22 protein-coding genes, 5 tRNA genes and 1 riboswitch are annotated in these 19,775 nt (G+C 67.0%); of the genes, 5 read left to right on the plus strand and 22 right to left on the minus strand.

Features of this window, described 5'->3' with window-relative positions:
• Window positions 1–2: 2 nt before the first annotated feature.
• From trpA to hisI, 7 genes are all read right to left on the minus strand, one after another.
• Window positions 3–848: a tryptophan synthase subunit alpha gene (gene trpA, locus OVA06_RS09920; RefSeq protein WP_268157976.1), complete on the minus strand. Its 846-nt coding sequence runs from the start codon at window positions 846–848 to the stop codon at window positions 3–5.
• Complete coding sequence (gene trpB, locus OVA06_RS09925; RefSeq protein WP_268157978.1) at window positions 845–2,173, minus strand: tryptophan synthase subunit beta; 1,329 nt, start codon at window positions 2,171–2,173, stop codon at window positions 845–847. The genes trpA and trpB overlap by 4 nt, the downstream gene beginning before the upstream one ends.
• Window positions 2,174–2,296: 123 nt before the next feature.
• Window positions 2,297–3,118, minus strand: coding sequence for an indole-3-glycerol phosphate synthase TrpC (gene trpC / locus OVA06_RS09930; protein WP_268157980.1), 822 nt, complete (start codon window positions 3,116–3,118; stop codon window positions 2,297–2,299).
• A complete protein-coding gene (locus OVA06_RS09935; protein ID WP_015936888.1) occupies window positions 3,118–3,405 on the minus strand; it encodes an HGxxPAAW family protein in 288 nt (95 codons plus the stop codon). The genes trpC and OVA06_RS09935 overlap by 1 nt, the downstream gene beginning before the upstream one ends.
• 107 nt (window positions 3,406–3,512) lie before the next feature.
• Complete coding sequence (locus OVA06_RS09940; RefSeq protein WP_056084579.1) at window positions 3,513–4,142, minus strand: Trp biosynthesis-associated membrane protein; 630 nt, start codon at window positions 4,140–4,142, stop codon at window positions 3,513–3,515.
• Window positions 4,142–5,701: an anthranilate synthase component I gene (locus tag OVA06_RS09945; RefSeq protein ID WP_268157984.1), complete on the minus strand. Its 1,560-nt coding sequence runs from the start codon at window positions 5,699–5,701 to the stop codon at window positions 4,142–4,144. The genes OVA06_RS09940 and OVA06_RS09945 overlap by 1 nt, the downstream gene beginning before the upstream one ends.
• A gap of 106 nt (window positions 5,702–5,807) precedes the next feature.
• On the minus strand, window positions 5,808–6,308 hold the full coding sequence (gene hisI, locus OVA06_RS09950) for a phosphoribosyl-AMP cyclohydrolase (protein ID WP_268157986.1): 501 nt from the start codon (window positions 6,306–6,308) through the stop codon (window positions 5,808–5,810).
• A gap of 111 nt (window positions 6,309–6,419) precedes the next feature.
• Between hisI and OVA06_RS09955 the strand changes: the two genes are divergently transcribed.
• Window positions 6,420–7,064, plus strand: a complete 645-nt coding sequence (locus tag OVA06_RS09955) for a TIGR03085 family metal-binding protein (protein ID WP_043794572.1) — start codon at window positions 6,420–6,422, stop codon at window positions 7,062–7,064.
• A gap of 82 nt (window positions 7,065–7,146) precedes the next feature.
• On the opposite strand, the gene hisF is transcribed toward OVA06_RS09955, so the two are convergent.
• The 15 genes from hisF to OVA06_RS10030 all read right to left on the minus strand — a co-directional run bounded on the left by hisF (window position 7,147) and on the right by OVA06_RS10030 (window position 18,987).
• Window positions 7,147–7,923 (minus strand): imidazole glycerol phosphate synthase subunit HisF, encoded by a 777-nt coding sequence (gene hisF, locus OVA06_RS09960; protein WP_056084586.1) that lies wholly within the window; start codon window positions 7,921–7,923, stop codon window positions 7,147–7,149.
• A 44-nt stretch (window positions 7,924–7,967) separates the two neighbouring features.
• Window positions 7,968–8,822: an ATP phosphoribosyltransferase gene (gene hisG, locus OVA06_RS09965; protein WP_056084590.1), complete on the minus strand. Its 855-nt coding sequence runs from the start codon at window positions 8,820–8,822 to the stop codon at window positions 7,968–7,970.
• 89 nt (window positions 8,823–8,911) lie between these two features.
• Window positions 8,912–9,175: a phosphoribosyl-ATP diphosphatase gene (locus tag OVA06_RS09970; protein ID WP_015936881.1), complete on the minus strand. Its 264-nt coding sequence runs from the start codon at window positions 9,173–9,175 to the stop codon at window positions 8,912–8,914.
• Between the two features lie 122 nt (window positions 9,176–9,297).
• Window positions 9,298–9,783: a 6,7-dimethyl-8-ribityllumazine synthase gene (gene ribH / locus OVA06_RS09975; protein ID WP_268157992.1), complete on the minus strand. Its 486-nt coding sequence runs from the start codon at window positions 9,781–9,783 to the stop codon at window positions 9,298–9,300.
• Window positions 9,784–9,830: 47 nt separating this feature from the next.
• Window positions 9,831–10,562 (minus strand): GTP cyclohydrolase II, encoded by a 732-nt coding sequence (ribA, locus tag OVA06_RS09980; RefSeq protein ID WP_091719650.1) that lies wholly within the window; start codon window positions 10,560–10,562, stop codon window positions 9,831–9,833.
• Entirely contained in the window at window positions 10,559–11,281 is a 723-nt protein-coding gene (gene ribB, locus OVA06_RS09985; protein ID WP_268157996.1) for a 3,4-dihydroxy-2-butanone-4-phosphate synthase, read from the minus strand. Before ribB ends, ribA begins: the two co-directional genes overlap by 4 nt.
• On the minus strand, window positions 11,278–11,934 hold the full coding sequence (locus tag OVA06_RS09990; RefSeq protein WP_268157998.1) for a riboflavin synthase: 657 nt from the start codon (window positions 11,932–11,934) through the stop codon (window positions 11,278–11,280). Before OVA06_RS09990 ends, ribB begins: the two co-directional genes overlap by 4 nt.
• Entirely contained in the window at window positions 11,934–13,055 is a 1,122-nt protein-coding gene (gene ribD / locus OVA06_RS09995; protein WP_268158000.1) for a bifunctional diaminohydroxyphosphoribosylaminopyrimidine deaminase/5-amino-6-(5-phosphoribosylamino)uracil reductase RibD, read from the minus strand. Before ribD ends, OVA06_RS09990 begins: the two co-directional genes overlap by 1 nt.
• Entirely contained in the window at window positions 13,055–13,774 is a 720-nt protein-coding gene (pnuC, locus tag OVA06_RS10000; protein WP_268158002.1) for a nicotinamide riboside transporter PnuC, read from the minus strand. The genes ribD and pnuC overlap by 1 nt, the downstream gene beginning before the upstream one ends.
• A gap of 96 nt (window positions 13,775–13,870) precedes the next feature.
• A riboswitch (FMN riboswitch) is annotated at window positions 13,871–14,030 on the minus strand.
• A gap of 39 nt (window positions 14,031–14,069) precedes the next feature.
• Window positions 14,070–14,750, minus strand: coding sequence for a ribulose-phosphate 3-epimerase (gene rpe / locus OVA06_RS10005; RefSeq protein WP_268158004.1), 681 nt, complete (start codon window positions 14,748–14,750; stop codon window positions 14,070–14,072).
• 48 nt (window positions 14,751–14,798) lie between these two features.
• On the minus strand, window positions 14,799–16,382 hold the full coding sequence (locus OVA06_RS10010) for an RsmB/NOP family class I SAM-dependent RNA methyltransferase (RefSeq protein ID WP_268158006.1): 1,584 nt from the start codon (window positions 16,380–16,382) through the stop codon (window positions 14,799–14,801).
• The gene (fmt, locus tag OVA06_RS10015) at window positions 16,379–17,299 is read right to left on the minus strand and encodes a methionyl-tRNA formyltransferase (protein ID WP_268158008.1); all 921 of its coding nucleotides are present in this window, start codon (window positions 17,297–17,299) and stop codon (window positions 16,379–16,381) included. Before fmt ends, OVA06_RS10010 begins: the two co-directional genes overlap by 4 nt.
• Window positions 17,296–17,898, minus strand: a complete 603-nt coding sequence (gene def / locus OVA06_RS10020; protein WP_268158010.1) for a peptide deformylase — start codon at window positions 17,896–17,898, stop codon at window positions 17,296–17,298. The genes fmt and def overlap by 4 nt, the downstream gene beginning before the upstream one ends.
• 51 nt (window positions 17,899–17,949) lie before the next feature.
• On the minus strand, window positions 17,950–18,810 hold the full coding sequence (locus tag OVA06_RS10025; RefSeq protein ID WP_056084626.1) for a cytochrome: 861 nt from the start codon (window positions 18,808–18,810) through the stop codon (window positions 17,950–17,952).
• 105 nt (window positions 18,811–18,915) lie between these two features.
• Window positions 18,916–18,987, minus strand: a tRNA-Val gene (locus OVA06_RS10030).
• A 325-nt stretch (window positions 18,988–19,312) separates the two neighbouring features.
• Here OVA06_RS10030 and OVA06_RS10035 point away from each other — a divergent pair.
• The 4 genes from OVA06_RS10035 (at window position 19,313) to OVA06_RS10050 (ending at window position 19,739) form a co-directional block, all read left to right on the plus strand.
• Window positions 19,313–19,385, plus strand: a tRNA-Gly gene (locus OVA06_RS10035).
• Window positions 19,386–19,430: 45 nt separating this feature from the next.
• Window positions 19,431–19,501 (plus strand) — tRNA-Cys (locus OVA06_RS10040).
• A 42-nt stretch (window positions 19,502–19,543) separates the two neighbouring features.
• A tRNA-Val gene (locus OVA06_RS10045) sits at window positions 19,544–19,615 on the plus strand.
• Window positions 19,616–19,666: 51 nt separating this feature from the next.
• Window positions 19,667–19,739: transfer RNA gene (locus OVA06_RS10050), tRNA-Gly, on the plus strand.
• Window positions 19,740–19,775 lie beyond the last annotated feature (36 nt).

A 19,775-nucleotide genomic window follows, 5' to 3' on the forward strand; every position in this document is an offset into this window, starting at 1 on the left:
CCCTAGGCTTCTTCCCCGGCGTGGCCGGTTTCCCGCGCCAGGCCAGTGCTCAGGTCTTTGGTGAGTGCCGCGACGGCGTCAACACCGCCGTCGCGGACGGCTGCCACCAGCGCGGTTCCCACGATGACGCCTTCGGCGTACGCAGCGATCTCGCGGACCTGGCCGGCGGTGGACACGCCGAGACCCACGCAGACGCGCTCGGCGCCGGCGGCGTGGGCGGCGGCCACCACGTCCTTGGCGGCGGAGCTCACGGAGGTCCGCGCGCCGGTGACGCCCATGATGGATACGGCGTAGACGAAGCCGCGGCTGGCGTCGACGGTGCGCTGCATGCGCTCGGCGGTGGACGACGGCGCGACCAGGAACACCCGGTCCAGGCCGTACTTGTCGGACGCTTCAAACCATTCGGCGGCCTCGTCCGGGATCAGGTCCGGGGTGATGAGCCCTGCTCCCCCGGCCTCGGCGAGGCGACGGGAGAATTCGTCCACGCCCATCCGGACCACGGGGTTCCAGTAGGTCATGACCAGGACGGCGGCATCGGTCTTGCTGGTGATGCCTTCCACAACGTCGAAGACCTGCCGCACGTGGAAGCCGTTGGCCAGGGCCTCGGTGGTGGCGGCCTGGATAACCTGGCCGTCCATCACGGGGTCCGAGTACGGGATGCCGATCTCGATCAGGTCGGCGCCGTTCTCGGCCAGCGCGATGCCGGCGGCAATGGTCTGCTCCACGGTGGGGTACCCCGCGGGGAGGTAGCCGATCAGTGCGGCGCGGCCTTCGGCACGGGCCTTGTCGATGGCTGCTGCGGACTTACTGATGGTCTGTGCCTTACCGGCCGCCTGTGCGCTGCTCACAGCTGTTCCCCTTCTTTGCCGATCTCCGATTCGGCGGAATCCTTGTCCAACAGGTCGAACCATTCAGCCGCGGTGGCCACGTCCTTGTCACCGCGTCCGGAGAGATTGATGATGATGATCTTGTCCGCGGCGGTTTCGCCCCCGTCAGCCGCTTCGGCGGCGAGCCGCTGGCCCACCTTGATGCCGCCGGCCAGGGCGTGCGCCGACTCGATGGCGGGAATGATGCCCTCGGTGCGGCACAGGACGCGGAACGCCTCCATCGCTTCACTGTCGGTGATGGGCTCGTAGCTGACCCGGCCAATGTCGGACAGGTAGGAGTGCTCAGGTCCGACGCCGGGGTAGTCCAGGCCAGCGGAGATGGAGTGGGACTCGATGGTCTGGCCGTCGTCGTCCTGCATGAGGTAGGAACGGGCACCGTGCAGGACGCCCGGCTTGCCGAGCGTGATGGTGGCGGCGTGCCGTCCGGTTTCCACGCCGTCGCCGCCTGCTTCGAAGCCGTAGATCCTCACGGACGGGTCGTCCAGGAAGCCGTGGAAAATACCGATGGCGTTGGAACCGCCGCCGATGCAGGCGCACACGGCGTCCGGAAGGCGGCCGGTCTGCTCAAGGATCTGGGCCCGGGCTTCCTCGCCGATGACTTCGTGGAAGTAGCGGACCATTGCAGGGAATGGGTGGGCGCCCGCGGCGGTGCCCAGCAGGTAATGGGTGCTTGCCACATTGGCCACCCAGTCGCGGAGGGCATCGTTGATGGCATCCTTCAGGGTCTGCGAGCCGCTGGTGACGGGGATGACGGTCGCGCCGAGCAGCTCCATGCGGGCCACGTTGAGCGCCTGGCGGCGGCAGTCCTCGGCCCCCATGTAAACGACGCACTCGAGCCCCAGCAGCGCGGCGGCCGTCGCGCTGGCAACGCCGTGCTGGCCCGCGCCGGTCTCGGCGATGATGCGGGTCTTGCCCATCCGCTTGGCCAGCAGGGCCTGCCCCAGGACGTTGTTGATCTTGTGCGAACCGGTGTGGTTCAGGTCCTCGCGCTTGAGGAAGACGCGGACTCCCCCGGCGTGCTCTGAGAAGCGCTTCGCCTCGGTGAGCAGTGACGGCCGGCCGGAGTAATTCTTGTTCAGGTCTGCGATCTGGGCCCGGAAATCGGGATCGTTTCTGGCCTTGTCAAAGGTTTCCTCGAGCTCGTCCAGGGCGGCGATGAGGGATTCGGGCATCCAGCGCCCGCCGAAGCTGCCGAAGTACGGCCCCGGGGCGTGGCGCAGGGAACCGCCCTGCAGGAAGGCGTCCGTGGCATTGTTGTCAGCGTTGCCTGAGGGTGCGTGGGCCATCAGTCCCGTCCTGTTCCAGTAGTTCGATCAAAGTATGGGTCCGGGCGGGGCCGCCCGGACTGTTGTACCGCGCCAATGGACCGGCATCAGCAGCCTCGCGGCCTGCCGGCAGGCGTGTGCCGGTCAGCCCCGGGCCGCTATGGCGGCGGCACCTGCGGCGGTGAACTCCGCGATGCGCTCCAACGGCGTGGAGTGGCTGACCAGGGCCTCGCCCACCAGGATGGCGTCGGCGCCGCTGGCGGCATAGTGCGTGACATCGTCCACATCGCGGACTCCGGACTCGGCCACCACCACTGCGCCGGCCGGAATCCGGCCCGCAAGGGAGGCAAACACGGACCGGTCGACGTCGAGCGTTTTCAGGTTGCGCACGTTGACGCCGATGATGCGGGCGTTCGCCGCGGCGGCGCGGTCGATTTCCTCTTCCGTGTGCGTTTCCACGAGGACGTTCATGCCGAGCTCATGGCTGAGCGCGCTGAAGTCGGCCAGTTGGGCGTCGGACAGCGCTGCGACGATCAGCAGGATCAGGTCCGCACCGTGCGCCCGGGCTTCCCAGATCTGGTAATCATCCAGGGTGAAGTCCTTGCGCAGCAGCGGGATGTCGACGGCGGCGCGGACGGCATCGAGGTCGGCAAGGGAGCCGTTGAAGCGGCGCTGTTCGGTGAGGACACTGATGACGGCGGCACCGCCGTCGGCGTACTGCCGTGCGAGGGATGCGGGATCGCCGATGCTGGCGAGGTCCCCTTTGGAGGGGCTCCGCCTTTTGATTTCGGCGATGACCTTGAGCTGGTCGCGCGAGGGTGAGGGTCCGCCCAGTGCCGTCCAGGCGTCACGGGCGGGCGCGACAGCCTGCGCGAGGTCCTTCAGTTCAGCCAGGGAAACGAGCCGCTTCCTGGCCTCCATATCCTCCCGGACACCTGCGTTGATGTCGTCGAGAACAGTTGCCATCAGTGGCCGGAGTTCTTGAGCTTGCTGCCCTCGACGCCGTAACCTGCCTTGCGCATGACGTAACCGAGGAGCAGGCCCACCACCATGACGACGCCACCTGCGATGAAGATGGGGGTGTTGGCGATGACGAAGGCGATGGACATGATGAGTGCACCGACGAGCATGACGATGACGCAGGTCCATGCGGCGGGGCTGTTGCCGTGGCCCAGTTCCTGGCTGTGGTCAATGGCGCCCGGGGCTACCTGGCGGGTGCCGGACTTGGAAACGGACGCAGGTGCTTTGCTCATGGAAAATCTCCTCAGGGTGGATACTGCTTACATTCTGCCATTTTTTGGCCGGTGATCCGGAACCGGCCCGCTGCCCTGCGGGCCTGTACCGGTGGCTATCTGCCGGATCAGGTGGGGTCGTCCCCGCGCGAGAGCCTGTCCCAGCTGTCGATCTCATCCACGGGGCCGCTGGCCGCCGCAGTTCCGGCCATGGCGCGGGCGTCATATTTGGTCCGTGCGGCCCAGTGGCGGGACGCGGGCAGGATCAGCAGTCCGCCCAGGGCAAGCAGGCAACCGGCCACGACGGCGAGCACAGGGAAAGCGGTGACCGCCACCTGGGCCTGGGTGCCGGTGACGCCCGTGGCCGCGCCGATGGATCCCTGGGACGCCGCCAGCGGGTCGGCCAGGACGGTCCCCGCCGCAGCGACGATGCCGGCCGAGGCCAGGACGATGATGGCGGCAATAATCCAGCGGGCGATCCTGCCGGCGATGGCTGCGGCGAGCCCGCCTGCCAAAGCCACCAGGGCAAGGGCCGTCACCGCGGTGGCAGCCTTGCTGCCTTGGACCTGCAACGGTTCCTGGCCGGCGCCGGCCTGGCTGGGGTCGAGGGTGACGGTCATCCAGGTCTGGGTGGTGGTGCCGAAGACGGCCAGGGCCAGGACAGCGATGAGCAGCACCACACTGGACTTCCGCGCCCACGCAGGAGCTGCCGTCCGGGTTTTCACTGCGCCGCTCGGTGCGGGGCTTGGGTCAGGCATCAGGAATCGCCGCCGGGCAGGGAGTCTGCGGTGATGTCGTGAAGGGAACCGGCGGTGTGCACTGCCCGCAGCGGCGCGGCCGCCTTGTTGACGGTCTCGAGTGCTTCGGTGGGGTTCACGGAGTCAGCCACGATGCCGCCGCCGGCCTGCACATAGGCCCGGCCTTCCCTCACCAGGGCGGAGCGGATGGCGATGGCCATGTCCATGTCCCCGGCGAAGTCCAGGTAGCCCACCACACCGCCGTAGATGCCGCGGCGGTGCGGTTCCAGCTCGTCGAGCAGGCGCAGCGCCCGCGGCTTGGGGGCGCCGGAAAGCGTGCCGGCCGGGAACGTGGCCTTCAGGACGTCGTAGGCTTTTGCGTCCGGGGACAGCTGTCCCACCACGGTGGACACCAGGTGCATGATGTGGCTGAAGCGCTCCACTTCCATGAACTGGGTGACGTCCACGGTTCCGGCAACGCAGACCTTGGAGAGGTCGTTGCGCGAGAGGTCAACCAGCATGAGGTGCTCGGCGCGTTCCTTCTGGTCCGCGAGCAGTTCCTCCGCCAGGGCCTTGTCAGCCTCCACCGTCTTCCCGCGGGGCCGGGATCCGGCGATGGGGTGCGTGATGACCTCTTCACCGGTGACCGTCACCAGGGCTTCGGGTGAGGAGCCCACGATGGAGTACTCCCGGCCATCGGCGTCTTCGAGGCTGAAGATATACATGTACGGGCTGGGGTTGGTGTTCCGCAGCACGCGGTACACATCCAGCGCGGAGGCCTTGCACTCTATTTCGAACCGGCGCGAGATGACCACCTGGAACACTTCGCCGTCGACGATCGCTTCCTTGCCGCGGTCAAGAGCGGCCAGGTAGTCGTTTTCATCCCAGCGTTCCTGGACACTGGAGGCAAAGTCCAGGGCGGCGGGGGCAAGGACGGAGACCGGCTGCACCACGGGGGTGCTGACTCTGGCCAGGAGCGCCTTGACCCGTGCCACGGCATCGTGCCAGGCCTCGTCCACGCGCTCGGTGCTGTTATCGAAATTGATGGCGTTGGCGATCAGCAGCACCGTACCGTCCACGTTGTCGTGAACGGCCATGTCGGTGACCAGGTTGAGCGCCATCTCCGGCAGGTGGAGGTCGTCTTCGGGCGGGCTTACCAGCCGCTCCCAGTGCCGCACGGTTTCCCAGCCGAGGAAGCCCACCAGCCCGGAAGTGAACGGCGGCAGGCCGTCGAACCGGTCCGTACGGAGGGCATCGATGGTGTCCCGGATGGCGTCCACGGGGCTGCCGTCCACGGGTACGCCCGCCGGCGGTTCGCCCAGCCAGTGCGCCTGGCCGTCCTTGGTGGTGAGGGTGGCACGTGATTTGGCACCGATGAAGGAGTAGCGGGACCACGTGCCGCCCACGGCAGCTGATTCCATGAGGAACGTGCCGGGCTGGCCCTGTGCGAGCTTGCGGTACAGGCCGATGGGAGTTTCGGCGTCCGCGAGCACCTTCAGTCGTACCGGAATGACCCGGCTGTGGCCGGCCAGCTCCCGGAATTCCTCAAGGCTGGGGCTGATGGTTCCAAGGTCCTGCATGGCTATGCTATTCCGCCTGTTCTTAGAAGGGCCGGCTGCGCCGGGCGCCTGAAGTTCTGCGGGGAGCCGGACTCCCCTTCTGCCGGGTGGGCCTGCGGTGCGGGGCTCAGCCGGCGGCCGCGGTCACCACGTCCAGGTCCCTGCCGTCGAAGCAGGTCCTGGTGCCGGTGTGGCATGCGGCACCCACCTGGTCCACCCGCACCAGCAGGGCGTCGCCGTCGCAATCCATGGCTACGGACTTGACCCACTGGACGTGGCCGGACGTGTCGCCCTTGCGCCAGTACTCCTGGCGGGACCGGGAGTAGAAGGTGACCCGGCCGGTGGTCATGGTCCTGTGCAGCGCCTCGTCATCCATCCAACCGAGCATGAGGACCTCGTTGGTGTCGTACTGCTGCACGACGGCGGCCACCAGGCCTGCGTTGTCACGCTTCAGCGCGGCGGCAAGCGCCGCCGGAAGGGGGCTGGCCGGTGCATAGCCTTCCGGAGCGCCCCCGGCGGCGCCGGGCAAGGCAGCGCCGGGCAGGGCGGCACCGGGCAAGGCAGCGCCGGGCAGGGCGGCACCAGTGGTTTGGGCGGTGGTTTGTGCGGGGGCAGGCTGCTCAGACATCAAGTCAAGTCTAGTGCCTTGGCCACTGCCGGACCCGATGTGAACAACGGCACGCCAGCCGCAGGGGCCGTGCTGCCCAACTCCGGGCCTCTCATGCTAGTTTTCCAAGTGATGCATTTCGTCGAACCGTCCCGAGAAGTCCTGGCCGAAACCTTGCTTGCGGCCGGCCCTGACGCGCCCACGCTCTGCAAGGGGTGGCGCACCAGGGACCTCGCCGCGCACCTTTACCTGCGCGAGCGGAAGGCTGCGGTGGGGCTTGGCCTGATCATCAAGCGGCTGGCCAAGGCCTCGGACCAGGCCACCGCAAAGCTGGCTGCGAAGCTGACGAACACCGAGGACTACGCCGGCCTGGTCAACACCTTCCGCGCCGGGCCCCCGGCGCTCTCGCCAATGAGCATCAGGGCATTGGATGAGAGTGCCAACCTGATCGAGTACTTCGTGCACACCGAGGATGTCCGCCGTGCCGTCGACCGCTGGGCGCCCCGCGCCCTCGACGAGGCCTACTCCGACGCGCTCTGGGATGAACTCGTCAAGCGGGCAGCCATCCTGTACCGCGGTGTGGATCTGGGCATTGTGCTGGTCCGGCCGTCGGGTCCCCGCCACGTGGCCAAGCGCGCACCCGTATCAGTGGCCATCGTTGGCGAGCCGGGCGAACTGCTGATGCACGCCCACGGCCGCACCCGCCACGCACTGGTCACCTTCGAAGGCCAGCCGGACGCCGTCGCGCTCCTCCAGTCAGCCGAAGTCGGCCTTTAACCTACACAACTGAGTAGCACTAAATGTCGTTTTGAGCCCTCAAAACAGCATCCGGTGCTACCCACTTGGGTTGGGACATTCTTTAGCGGACCTCGAAGCCGGCGTTCCTGATGGCGTCCTTGACCTGGTGCATCATATCGTTCGGGCCCCAGTGGAAGATCGAGGCGGCCAGGACGGCGTCGGCCCCCGCCGCGACAGCGGGCGGGAAGTGTGCGGGCTCCCCGGCGCCGCCCGAGGCGATCAGCGGCACCTTGACGGCGGCGCGGACCATCCGGATCATTTCAAGGTCAAAGCCGTCCTTGGTCCCGTCCGCGTCGATGGAGTTCAGCAGGATTTCGCCCACCCCGCGGTCGGCCGCCTCCTTCGCCCATTCGATCGCGTCGATGCCGGTCCCGGTCCGCCCGCCGTGGGTGGTCACTTCGAAGCCCGAGGCCGTGGGCTTGGATCCGGGACGGGTCCGGCGGGCGTCCACGGACAGGACGAGGACCTGGGAACCGAAGTGCCGGGTGATCTCGTCGATGACGTCCGGGCGGGCGACGGCGGCGGTGTTGATGGCTGCCTTGTCCGCGCCGAACCGCAGGAGCTTGTCCACCTCGGCCACGCCGCGGACGCCACCGCCGACGCACAGCGGGATGAAGACTTCCTCGGCGGTGCGGCGGACCACGTCAAAGGTGGTCTCGCGGTTTCCTGAGGATGCCGTGACGTCGAGGAACGTCAGTTCGTCGGCCCCGGCTTTGTCGTAGCGGTGGGCCAGCTCAACGGGGTCGCCGGCGTCGCGGAGGCCCTCGAAGTTGACGCCCTTGACGACGCGGCCGGCGTCAACATCAAGGCAGGGAATGACGCGGACTGCTACTGCCATGGGTACTCCTGGAGAAATCAGCGGTGCTGTGGGGGTTTCCGGCGCTAAATGCGGCAGGCGTGGATGCTGCTGACCAGGATGGCACGGGCACCGAGATCGTAAAGTTCGTCCATGATCCGGTTGGTTTCCTTCTTCGGCACCATGGACCGGACAGCAACCCAGTCGGAGTCGCGCAGCGGTGACACGGTGGGCGATTCCAGGCCGGGGGTCAGGGCAGCCGCTTTTTCCACCAGTTCCTTGCGGATGTCGTAATCCATGAGGACGTACTGGCGGGCCACCAGGACACCCTGGAGGCGGCGGATGAGGACGTCGACTTCCTTGGCGGTTCCGTTGGCGCCTCCACCGGTACGGCGGATCAGGACAGCCTCGGACTTGAGGATGGGGTCGCCAAAGATTTCCATGCCGGCGGCCTTGAGGGTGTTGCCCGTTTCCACGACGTCCGCGATGGCATCGGCGACACCAAGGCGGACTGAGGACTCAACAGCACCGTCAAGGCGGACCACCTTGGCGTTGATGCCGCGTTCGGCGAGGTAGCCACGGAGAAGGCCGTCATAGCTGGTGGCAAGGCGCTTGCCGTCGAGTTCCTCGGCGGAGGCAAAATCGCCCACGGGTCCGGCGAACCGGAAAGTGGAGGCTGCGAACCCCAACGGCAGCAGTTCCTCGGCTTCCACCTCGGCGTCCAGCAGGAGATCGCGGCCGGTAATGCCGACGTCGAGGGTTCCCCGGCCCACGTACACGGCGATGTCGCGCGGGCGGAGGAAGAAGAACTCGATGTCGTTGTCCGGGTCAACCATGACCAGCTCACGGCTGTCGCGGCGCTGGCGGTAGCCCGCCTCGGACAGCATCGCCGAAGCGGCTTCGGACAGGGATCCCTTGTTGGGGACGGCAACTCGCAGCATGGGGGTGTTCTTTCTGGATGGAATGTCTGGTGGTTCAGGCAGTGCAGGCCACGGCTGGACCAGCGGCAGAGTGCGCGCCGGGCCGGTGGCTACAGATGCTTGTAGACGTCTTCCAGGGTCAGGCCTTTGGCGAGCATCAGAACCTGCAGGTGGTACAGCAGCTGGGAAATTTCCTCGGCCGCGGCTTCATCGGATTCATATTCGGCAGCCATCCAGACTTCGGCTGCTTCCTCAACGACTTTCTTACCGATGCCGTGCACACCGGAGTCCAATTCAGCGACGGTGCGGGAGCCTTCCGGGCGGGTGGCTGCCTTCTCGCTGAGCTCAGCGAACAGCGTCTCGAAATTCTTCACGCCCTCCAGCCTACTTGCTGCGGCGCGGCGGGCGCTTCCCGGGCCGTTCCATGACGGACGCGATGTGAGCGAATACACACCGCGCCCGCCCTTGGACTTCGACGTTGCCTGCTCTCAGGCGGCTACGTGTACTGCTTGAGGACGACGGCGGTGGCCAGCACCGCGGTAACTGCCTCATGCCCCTTGTCTTCCTTGGAGCCGGGCAGTCCGGCGCGGTCCAGCCCCTGCTGTTCCGTGTCGCAGGTGAGCACGCCGAAGCCCACCGGCACCCCGGTGCGGACACTGACGTCGGTGAGTCCCGACGTCGCGGCCTGGCAGACGTACTCGAAGTGCGGGGTACCGCCACGGATGACGACGCCGAGCGCCACCACGGCGTCGAAGTGCGGGGCCAGGCGTGCTGCCGCTACCGGGAGCTCAAAGCTGCCGGGTACGCGGATGACCGTGGGTTCGTTGATGCCGGCGTCTTTGGCCGCGCGCAGGGCGCCGTCCAGGAGGCCGTCCATGATCTGGGTGTGCCAGCTGGCCGCGACGATTGCGAGCCGGAGCTGCGACGTTTCCGCCGGGTTGAGGGTGGTGAGGTCGATATCGGGGGCGCCGTGTCCGCTCATGGGTGCGAGGTGTCCGTTCAGTCTGGTGGTTCAGTGGAGTGGTCAGGTCAGTCTTGTTCGTGGCGGAACGGACCGTCAGGGCCCGGTACCGGCACGGGGTCGGCCCCGGTGTCCAGCAGCAGCCGGTGTTCCATGCGGTCCTTCTTGGTCCGCAGGTACCGGATGTTCTGCTCGCGGGACGGCACCTCGGTGGGAACCATCTCCACTACCTTGACACCGGCCTTGGCCAGCCGGTTCTGCTTGTCCGGGTTGTTACTCAGGAGCCGGACCTCGTGCAGGCCCATCTCGGCGAGCACCTGGGCGGCGGCCTTATAGCAGCGCGCATCCACCGGCAGGCCCAGCTGTTCGTTGGCCTCGACAGTGTCGAAACCGGCTTCCTGCAGCGCGTAGGCCTTGATCTTGTTGGCCAGGCCGATGCCGCGGCCTTCCTGGCCGCGCAGGTACAGCAGGGTGCCGCCGTGTTCATGGATCAGTTCCAGGGCGTAGGCCAGCTGTTCGCCGCAGTCGCAACGGTACGAACCGAAGACGTCACCGGTCAGGCATTCCGAGTGCAGCCGCACCAGCGGCGCCTTTCCGTCGCTGGGCGGGTTGGGCGAACTGACGGCGAGGTGTTCCACGCCGGTCACGAGGTCGGTCCATGCCTGCGCCACAAAGTCACCGAACGCGGTGGGAAGCTGCACAATGGGACCGCCGCTGACGGGGTGTGGAGCCCCACCGTTGCCGGTGTGGTGCTTCCGGTGACCGTTCTGGCTGTCGTCGCTGGCTGCCGATGCCGTCATCGCTTCTCCTTTTCTCCGCCCGGAACAATCCGGACATTCTGATCCAGGCCTCCCCCGGTCCCGGCTTCAAGATACGCCACCAGGTCCTCGATGGAGACCAAAGGGCACCCATGTTCCGCTGCGAACGAACGGAGCCCGTCCAGGCGCATCATCTCACCGTCGTCGTACACCACTTCCGCGATGACGCCGACCGGTTCGAGTCCCGCCAGGCGGCACAGGTCCACCGCGGCCTCGGTGTGGCCCTGGCGCTCCCGCACACCTCCGTCAACCGCACGGAGCGGAAAAATATGCCCCGGGCGGGTCACTGACGCCGGGACGGCCTGCGGATCCGCCAGGACGCGTGCCGTGAGGGCGCGGTCCGTGGCGGAGATGCCGGTGCTGACACCGATGGCGGCGTCACAGGACACCGTGTAGGCCGTGCCTTTGGCGTCCTCGTTGACTGCCGTCATGGGCGGCAAATCCAGGGCGTCAGCCCGCTCCCCCGTCAACGGCACGCAGATGACGCCAGAGCTGTAGCGGATGGTCCAGCCCATCAGCGCGGGCGTGGCGTGCTGGGCTGCGAAGATGATGTCGCCTTCGTTTTCCCGGTCCTCATTGTCCACCACCAGCACCGGCTTTCCCGCTGCCATGGCGCGGACGGCGTCCCCGATGGAATCCAGTCCGCGGGTGGGAACAGCGGCCGGTACGGCTCCGGGATTCAGGCGCGCAGTCCCGTTCACCGGGCACCACCCGGTGCTGCCGCCACGGTGCCCCCGGTACTGGCGGTGCGGAACGAGAGCAGCCGTTCGGTGTATTTGGCGAGGACGTCCACTTCGAGGTTGACCCGGCTTCCGGTGGTCTTTATGCCGAGTCCGGTCTCGGCCAGGGTGGTGGGGATCAGGCCAACTTCGAACCAGGGCTGTTCCTCCGCTGCGGCGCTGACGGCCGTCACGGTGAGGGAGACGCCGTCGATGGCGATGGAGCCTTTCTCGGCAATGTAGCGGGCCAGGTTCGCGGGCACGCCGAAGCGGAGCCGCTCCCAGTTGCCCTGCGGCTCGCGTTCCTGGAGGACGCCGACGCCGTCCACATGGCCCTGCACCACGTGGCCATCCAGCCGTCCTCCTGCGGGAACGCACCGTTCCAGGTTGACGGCGTCGCCTGCGGCCAGTTCGCCGATGGTGCTCCGGACCAGGGTCTCCCCCATGACGTCGACGCTGAATTCCTTGCCGTCGATGTCCGTTGCGGTCAGGCACACGCCGTTGACGGCGATGGATCCGCCCAACGCGAGACCCTCGGTGGTGCCGGGGGCGCGGAGCCGGACGGTGGCGCCGGTATCGCCGTCGCGCTCGACGGCGAGCACCTCTCCCTGCTCGGCGATTATTCCGGTGAACATCAGTAGCCTCCCTGGGCTTGTCGCGCAGCTTCGCGGGACGGTTGTGGGTCAAGTGCAACGTGGCGTTGCGGTTTCAGGTGAAGTCTCAGGTCGCGGCCCAGCGTCCGCACGGGACCGCCGTCGGAAGCGTCCCATTCCCATTGCTGGGCGTCCGGAAGGGTGCTGATTCCCAGCCCGTCCAGCGACGAGGTCCCCGAACCGAGGAGTGTAGGCGCCAGGTAGACGATCAGTTCATCCACCAGTCCTGCCGTGAGGAACGCGCTGAGGATCCGTGAACCGCCTTCCACCATGACGTGGCGGGTTCCGGAGGCGTACAGGGTGGTCAACGCCTCGCGCGGGTCCCGGGTGGGAAGGTGGACGGCCAGACCGTCGTCGCCCAGGATTGCGGCATCTTCGGGAATGTCCCGCAGGCCCATGACGGCGCGGACCGGTTGCCTCGCTGCCGGGTTGCCCGAGGAATCCCTGGCATTCAGGCGGGGATTGTCCACCGCAACGGTCTGGGTCCCCACCAGGATGGCGTCGATGCGGCTCCGGATCCCGTGGTTGTCCGCCAGGGCTTCCGGGCTGGAGATCCACTGGCTGGTGCCGTCTTCGGCCGCGATGCGTCCGTCGAGGGTTTGGGCGATATGGAGGGTGGTGAAGGGCCGCTTTTCTGCTACCGCCTCGAACCACCGGCGGTTCAGTTCCAGGGATTCCGCCGCAGCCAGGCCGCTGCGGACCGAGACACCGGCGTTGCGCAGGGTTGCTGCCCCGCCGGCCGCAGGGTCGTGGGGATCGTCCACGGCGTAGACGACGTCGGTGATGCCTGCAGCGATGATGGCTTCCGTGCACGGTCCGGTCCGCCCCACATGGTTGCAGGGTTCGAGGGTTACCACCATGGTGCAGCCGGCAAGGTCCACGCCGGCTTCCAGGGCGCGGGCCACTGCATCAGCCTCGGCGTGGGCGGTGCCCGCACCGCGGTGGTATCCGGTGGCAAGTTCGCGGCCGTCAGGGCTTACGACGACGGCGCCCACCAGGGGGTTGGCGCCGCGCGGCCCCTGCAGGGCTGCTTCGAGGGCGTGCTCCATGGCCTGGACTTCCGTGGGGGTGAAGGGTGCTGCCACCCGGAGTTCGGCGGCCATCAGAGCTTCACCCGTGGGTCTGGAAAGGCGGTTTCCACCGAGGCCGGCTGTTCCTTGCCCCCGGTTGCTGTGCCAGCCCTGCGGGAGGCATTCCACCAGACGAAGAACCCGGCGAGGGTGAAGAAGCCGTAGAAGAGGTACATGAAAGCGCTGGCGTAGTAGCCGGCGCTGAACAGGAGCGGGACGCCCACGATGTCCACGGCCACCCACATCAGCCAGAACTCGGTCCAGCCGCGCGCCATGCCGTAGGTGGCCAGGAGCGATCCCACGAAGGTCCAGGCGTCAGCCCACACCGGCGGGTAGGACCCGAGGGAGTCGAACAGCGGCGTCAGGGCAACGGTGCCGGCCACCAGCGCGGCCGCGAGGATGAGCCGGGTCCGGTTGCTGGCCCATTGGGGTACGACGGCGGTGTTCCCGCCATCGGCGCTCCGGCCATGCTTCCAGCGGTGCCAGCCATAGGCAGCCACGGCGATGAACATCACTTGGCGGCCGGCCTGCCCCCACAGGGTGGCTGGTGTGGCGGAGCCGAAGACGTTGCCCAGGAACACCGTGAGCAGCAGCAGGTTGCCTGCAATGCCCACGGGCCAGGCCCAAACTTTGCGGCGCATGCCGCCGAATGCACTTGCCAGGCCAAAAATGTTGCCCAGCACTTCTCTCAATATCAGGACAGAACCCCCCACGGGGATCTGAGCGTCAAAGAGCCATCGCAGGAGGTCCATGTCTGTGTGTCGTTCCTTCCCTGTCAGAACCGCGATGGCTCCGGGGGTATACGACAGCAGAACGCTTCGGAGCCCACGGGCACCGAAGATACAGCTGTACGTGCTTCTCTCATCCAGACTTTAACTGTCGGTACCGGAATTTCACCGGTTCAACCGTTCACCGGGGCTTCGCCTGGTCAGCCAGGAAAAACCATCGGTTCACGGGTCGCGGACTATCACCGCCGGTTCGGACTTACACCGACCCCGGAGCACGTATGTGTGTTGTTATTGTGCCACAACCGGATGTGGCTTCTTCTTATTCCGCCGTCGCCTTCCGTAACGAACGGCTGCCTCCTTCACGGAGCCGGTCGATGGCGGCGGCGGGGTCGTCGGCGCCGTAGACAGCGGAGCCGGCTACGAAAACGTTGGCCCCCGCTTCCGCGGCGCGGGTGATGGTTTCCTCAGTGATCCCGCCGTCAACCTGGATGGCCACGCCGATGCCGGAACCGTCAATGGCGGCGCGGGCGCGGCGGATCTTGGGGAGGGTCACGTCGAGGAAAGCCTGGCCGCCGAAACCCGGTTCCACAGTCATGATGAGCAGCATGTCCAGCTCGGACAGCATGTCCAGGTACGGCTCCACGGGGGTGGATGGCCGCAATGCCATTCCCGCTTTCGCACCCCTGCTGCGGAGTTCACGGGCCAGCTTGATAGGCGCGATGGACGCCTCTGCATGGAACGTGACGGAGGCCAGGCCCGCGTCCGCGAAACCAGGCGCCCAGCGGTCGGCGTCGGCGATCATCAGGTGGGCGTCCAGGGGAACCGGGCTGACCGCCTGGATCCGCTGGACCACCGGCAGTCCGATGGTGAGGTTGGGGACGAAGTGGTTGTCCATGACGTCCACGTGCACGGCGTCGGCGTTGCTGATGCGCTTCAGCTCGGCCTCAAGGTTGACGAAGTCGGCCGAGAGGATGCTCGGGTTGATGCAGCATTGCGTCACGGGGATGCCTTTCGAAGGGTGGCTGGGTGCGTGTGCCGAACGGTGGCGTCAGGCCTTTTTGCGGATGAGGGCCAGGAACATGGCGTCGGTGCTGTGGACATGCGGCCACAGTTGCGCGGTCAGTTCATGCCCTGCACCCAGGTTTCCGGTGAGGCTGACGGCGTCGAGCGCGGCCCCGGCGTCAAGGAGTTCCAGGTCATCACGTTTCCGCAGGGCGTCCGCCACCACTGCGGTGGTTTCGGCGGGATGCGGCGAGCACGTCACGTAGGCGACGACTCCCCCGGGCCGGACAGCTGCCAGGGCTGAGGCCAGCAGTTCGCGCTGCAGCGGTCCCAGGTCGGCCAGGTCCTTGGGCGAGCGGCGCCAGCGGGATTCAGGCCGGCGGCGCAATGCCCCCAAACCGCTGCAGGGCACATCCACCAGGACGCGGTCGAAGGACCCGGGCTGCTCTGCGCCGACCTCGCGGCCGTCACCGGTGCGGACCTGCCAGGTGTCGGCCGGGACGGCCGATAATGCCTGTTTGACCAATTTGGCGCGGTGCGGCGCGGGCTCGTTGGCCAGCAACGTGGCGCCGCGTTCCCGGGCGAGGGCGCCGAGCAGGGCCGCTTTCCCACCCGGCCCGGCGCAGAGGTCGAGCCAGGCTTCAGGCGCTGCGGCATCGGATGCGGCAGTTCCCAGCTGCACCGCAGCCATTGCACGGGCCACCAGTTGCGAGCCGACGTCCTGTACCCGGGTGGTGCCTGCGCGTACGGAGGACAACCGGCCCAGGTCCCCACCGCTGGACAGGGCGGACCCTTCAACAAGTTCACCCGGCGTAGCGCCGTCTTCAAGCGCTTCGTCGAGGTTCCCCAGTCCGGGAAGGGCCACCAGGTTGACCACCGGGGCTGCGTTGTCCGCTTCGAGCAGGGCGTTGATTTCCCCGACGGGGCGGCCGTGGGCCACCAGGGCCTGGCGCATGGCCCGGACGATCCATTCGGGGTGGGCATGGCGGAGTGACGCGATGCGGGTCTCATCGGTTTCGTCCGCTACCAGCAGGTCCAGCCATTCATTGAGGCTGTGGGCGCTGACCTTGCGGAGGACCGCGTTAATCAGGGCGGAAGGTCCTGCACCGATGACGGCGCGGGCGAGACCAACTGTCTGGTCCAGTGCCGCATGGGCGGGCACGCGCATGGCAAGGAGCTGGTGGACACCGATGCGCAGCGCATCCAGGACTGCAGGGTCCAGCTGGTCCAGCGGCCGGTCGACGCAGCGCGCCAGGACGGCGTCATAAGTTCCCTGTCCCCTCAGCGCGCCGTAGCTCAGCTCCGTGGCGAACCCGGCGTCGCGCTTGTCCAGCCGGTGCTGCCGGATCCGGGCCGGCAGGACGAGGTTGGCATAGGCGTCCTCCTGCGCGACGGCGCGGAGTACCTCGAATGCCACGAGCCGGGCGGGGTCTGCCCGGCGCGTGCGCTGTGCGGGCGCGTTCTCGGTGAAGTTCCGCTGCGGGCCACGGTTCCGCTCCCGGCCCTGGGCGTCGCGGCGGCTGTTGTCCCGCGGGCCGCCCTGGCCGCGGCCGCTTTGGCTGGCGCCACGCCCGCGGCCGGAGGGACGGCCTTGCTGTGCACCACCGGAATTCGTACCGGATCCACTCATTCGAATACCACGCCTTCCAGCGAACCAATGCCGCGGGCCCAATCGGGCGCGGCCATCATCTTTTTTCCGGCGGGCTGGATGCGGGTCAGCTCCACAGCGTGGGAACCGGTGCCCACCAGCACGCTCTTGCCGTGAACTGCCAGGGCACCAGGTGCGAGGTCCTCAACATCCGGACGCAGCCGCACAGGATCGAGCTTGACGCGCTGGCCATCCAGGAGCGTCCAGGCTCCGGGCTCGGGGGTGGCGCCACGGGCTTGGCGGCCGATGGCCAGGGCCGGGTGGTGCCAGTTCAAGTGCCCGTCTTCCAGGGTGAGTTTTGGCGCCAGCGATACGTCTCCGGCCTGTGGCACCGCAGATGCCTTACCCGTTGCGACGGCGGACAGGGTCTGCGCCAGCAGGACCGCGCCGCTGTGGGAGAGCCGTTCCAGGAGCTGGCCGGCCGTGTCTTCCGGGCCAACGGACTCGGTGAGGGTGCCGAACACCGGTCCCGTATCGAGCCCTTTCTCCAGCTGGAATGTCACGGCGCCGGTGACGTCATCGCCGGCCATCACCGAGCGCTGCACAGGTGCGGCACCGCGCCACGCGGGCAGCAGCGAAAAGTGCAGGTTGATCCAGCCGTGCCGTGGAATGGCGAGGGCTGCGGGGGGAACCAGCCCGCCGTAGGCCACGATGGCTGCGACATCGGGGGCAGCGGCCGAGATCTGTTCGACGGCGGCGTCGTCAACCTTTGCAGCGTAGATGACATCCAGCCCCAGCTCAAGGGCCCGCGCAGCGACCGGCGAAGGCGTGAGGACGCGTTTGCGCCCAATCGGAGCGTCCGGCCGGGTCAGGACGGCGACGACGTCGAAGCCGGCGTCGACGAGGGCATTCAAAGAGGGAACCGCGACGGCGGGAGTTCCCGCGAAAAGGACCCTCACCCGGCGTTACCAAAATTGGAGCCGGCAGTACCGGAACCGCCGAAGCTCGCTCCGCCGAAGCTGGATCCCACTGTCTTGGCGCGCTTGGTGGTGGTGCGCTCCGTGACGGAGTCGTAGTTGGCGTTGCGGATGGAGCGCAGGGCGGCCTTCCGGTCCTCGCCCTCCAGCCGGTCTGTGTAGAGGACCCCGTCCAAGTGGTCGTTCTCGTGCTGGAAGCAGCGGGCCAGCATGCCCTCGCCGTCGATGGAGACGGGGTTGCCGTGCATGTCCACGCCGGTAACGCGGGTGGCGCGGAAGCGGCGGACGGGGAAGCCCAGGCCCGGTATGGACAGGCAGCCCTCCACATGGTCCGGCTGGTAGTCGTCACTGTTTTCCAGCACGGGGTTGATGATGTGCCCTTCAACGCCGTCAATCCGGTAGGTGAAGACACGCTTGCTGACACCGATCTGGGGCGCGGCGAGGCCGGCGCCATCCACGTCTTCCATGGTTTCGGTCATGTCGGCGACCAGCTTGGCAAGTTCAGGCCCGAATTCCGTCACAGGATCGGCCACAGTGCGGAGCACGGGATCGCCGATGATGCGGATATTCAGAATAGCCATGCGCGGATTTTCCTCACGGTTGGCGGCAATGGGACCAATCCAGTTTAGGCGCTAGGCGGTGCGGGCCTGGGCCAACGGCGGCGGGGCGATTGGGAGCAGGGCCGTGCCGGCACTGATGGTGTCGGCCGACAGCTCCCACACGCGCCGGAGTGCGCAGAACTTCCACCAGTGGTGCTTGAGGACCTCGGGGTTGGCCCGCACCGGGCGGACCTCCGTTTCCCCAATGGCTACCGCCAGCAGGACCGGGTCTTCCCCGTACTTCCACGGTTCCCAGGTACCTGCCACCGGGTCCACCAGGCTCTCCTCGGCTTTCATGCCGGCCACCAGCTGCATCACCACTTTGTCGTCGAGGGACTTGACCTGGCCGTCCCGGGTGGTGCCTTTGGTTTTGTAGTCGATGAGGCAGATGCGGCCATTGATCCGCGCCACCAGGTCCAGGGTGCCGGCGTACCCCACCGCTTTGTTCCAGACGGTGATTTCCGGAGCAAGGGGCTCCACGCGGAAAAGCTCCCACCATTCATCGAACCGCACGGCGAAGGCTTCCTCCCCGTTGGCAGCCAGCGCTTCCCGCGCTTCCTTCATGGCATGCGGGCGTCCCAGTGCGCGCAGGGCGACCTGCTCGCAGTACGTGTGGACACGGTCCCCGCGGCGCGCGGCATCGTCCCGATAAGTCTCAGCGGCCCTGGCCGCCCGGTTGATGGCCTGCTTGATCTTCGCCGGGCTGCCCAGGCAATCGGACAGCAGCGGATCCTTGGCCAGGCTGCTTGCCCCCATGTAGCCAAACCAACCGTCCAGGCCGTGCGGCTGCTGGCTGATGACTGTGGTGATGGACGGCACGGAGAACTGCTCCGAGGTGGACCGGGCGTACATCCGGCCGTATTCGGTGGCATGGGCGAGGAGCGGATCAGTCATGGAAAAGACTCTTTCACAGGGGGCCGACAAAATCTCCGGGAGCCAGGCCCGGGCATAAAAAAGGTCCGCCTCCGCTGCTGATGAGCGGAAACGGACCTTCTGCGGTGGGCGATACTGGGTTCGAACCAGTGACCTCTTCGGTGTGAACGAAGCGCGCTACCACTGCGCCAATCGCCCCGATGCATTTGAATGCTAGCCCACCCGGCGGCCATTTCAAAAATCGGCCTCCGGCTTCCGAAGGCAGGCCCGCGGAATGCCCCATTCCCGCGGCCCGCCCCTTGGAAACACACTCCAGTTTTGTGCATCCCGCGGCGGCAGGGACGGCAGGGGATGCACAAATTACATGCTTGTAAGCTGCATCTTTCCGCGCCATTGCTGGGATGCAGGGGCATGTGTAAAGCGGCCGGAACAGCCGATTTGGACTTTCCCGGAACCTCCTATATTGTTTTTACTCGTTGGAAGCGAGGAAATGCCCAAACGGCAAGGAATCAAACCCCAAACTGCGGACGTAGCTCAGCTGGTAGAGCACCACCTTGCCAAGGTGGATGTCGCGAGTTCGAATCTCGTCGTCCGCTCGCAGGACACTGTCACGGCAACGGTTGCTAAACCGGGGCTTACACGGTGGGTTGGCCGAGAGGCGAGGCAGCGGCCTGCAAAGCCGTATACACGGGTTCGAATCCCGTACCCACCTCGGTGAAAACCATGGTTTTTCGGATCCTTTCCGAATCAGCATGGGCGATTGGCGCAGCGGTAGCGCGCTTCCCTGACACGGAAGAGGTCACTGGTTCGATCCCAGTATCGCCCACTCGGCAAGGTCACTTGCCAACAGCAGTCCGGCCCCGGCCGGAAGGCAATTGCGGACGTAGCTCAGCTGGTAGAGCACCACCTTGCCAAGGTGGATGTCGCGAGTTCGAATCTCGTCGTCCGCTCTCTTTTTTGAAACCCATTGGCCGGTCCTCCGGTTC

The sequence above is a fragment of the Pseudarthrobacter sp. SL88 genome, from assembly GCF_026672455.1.
In the GTDB taxonomy this organism is placed as follows: Bacteria; Actinomycetota; Actinomycetes; order Actinomycetales; family Micrococcaceae; genus Arthrobacter.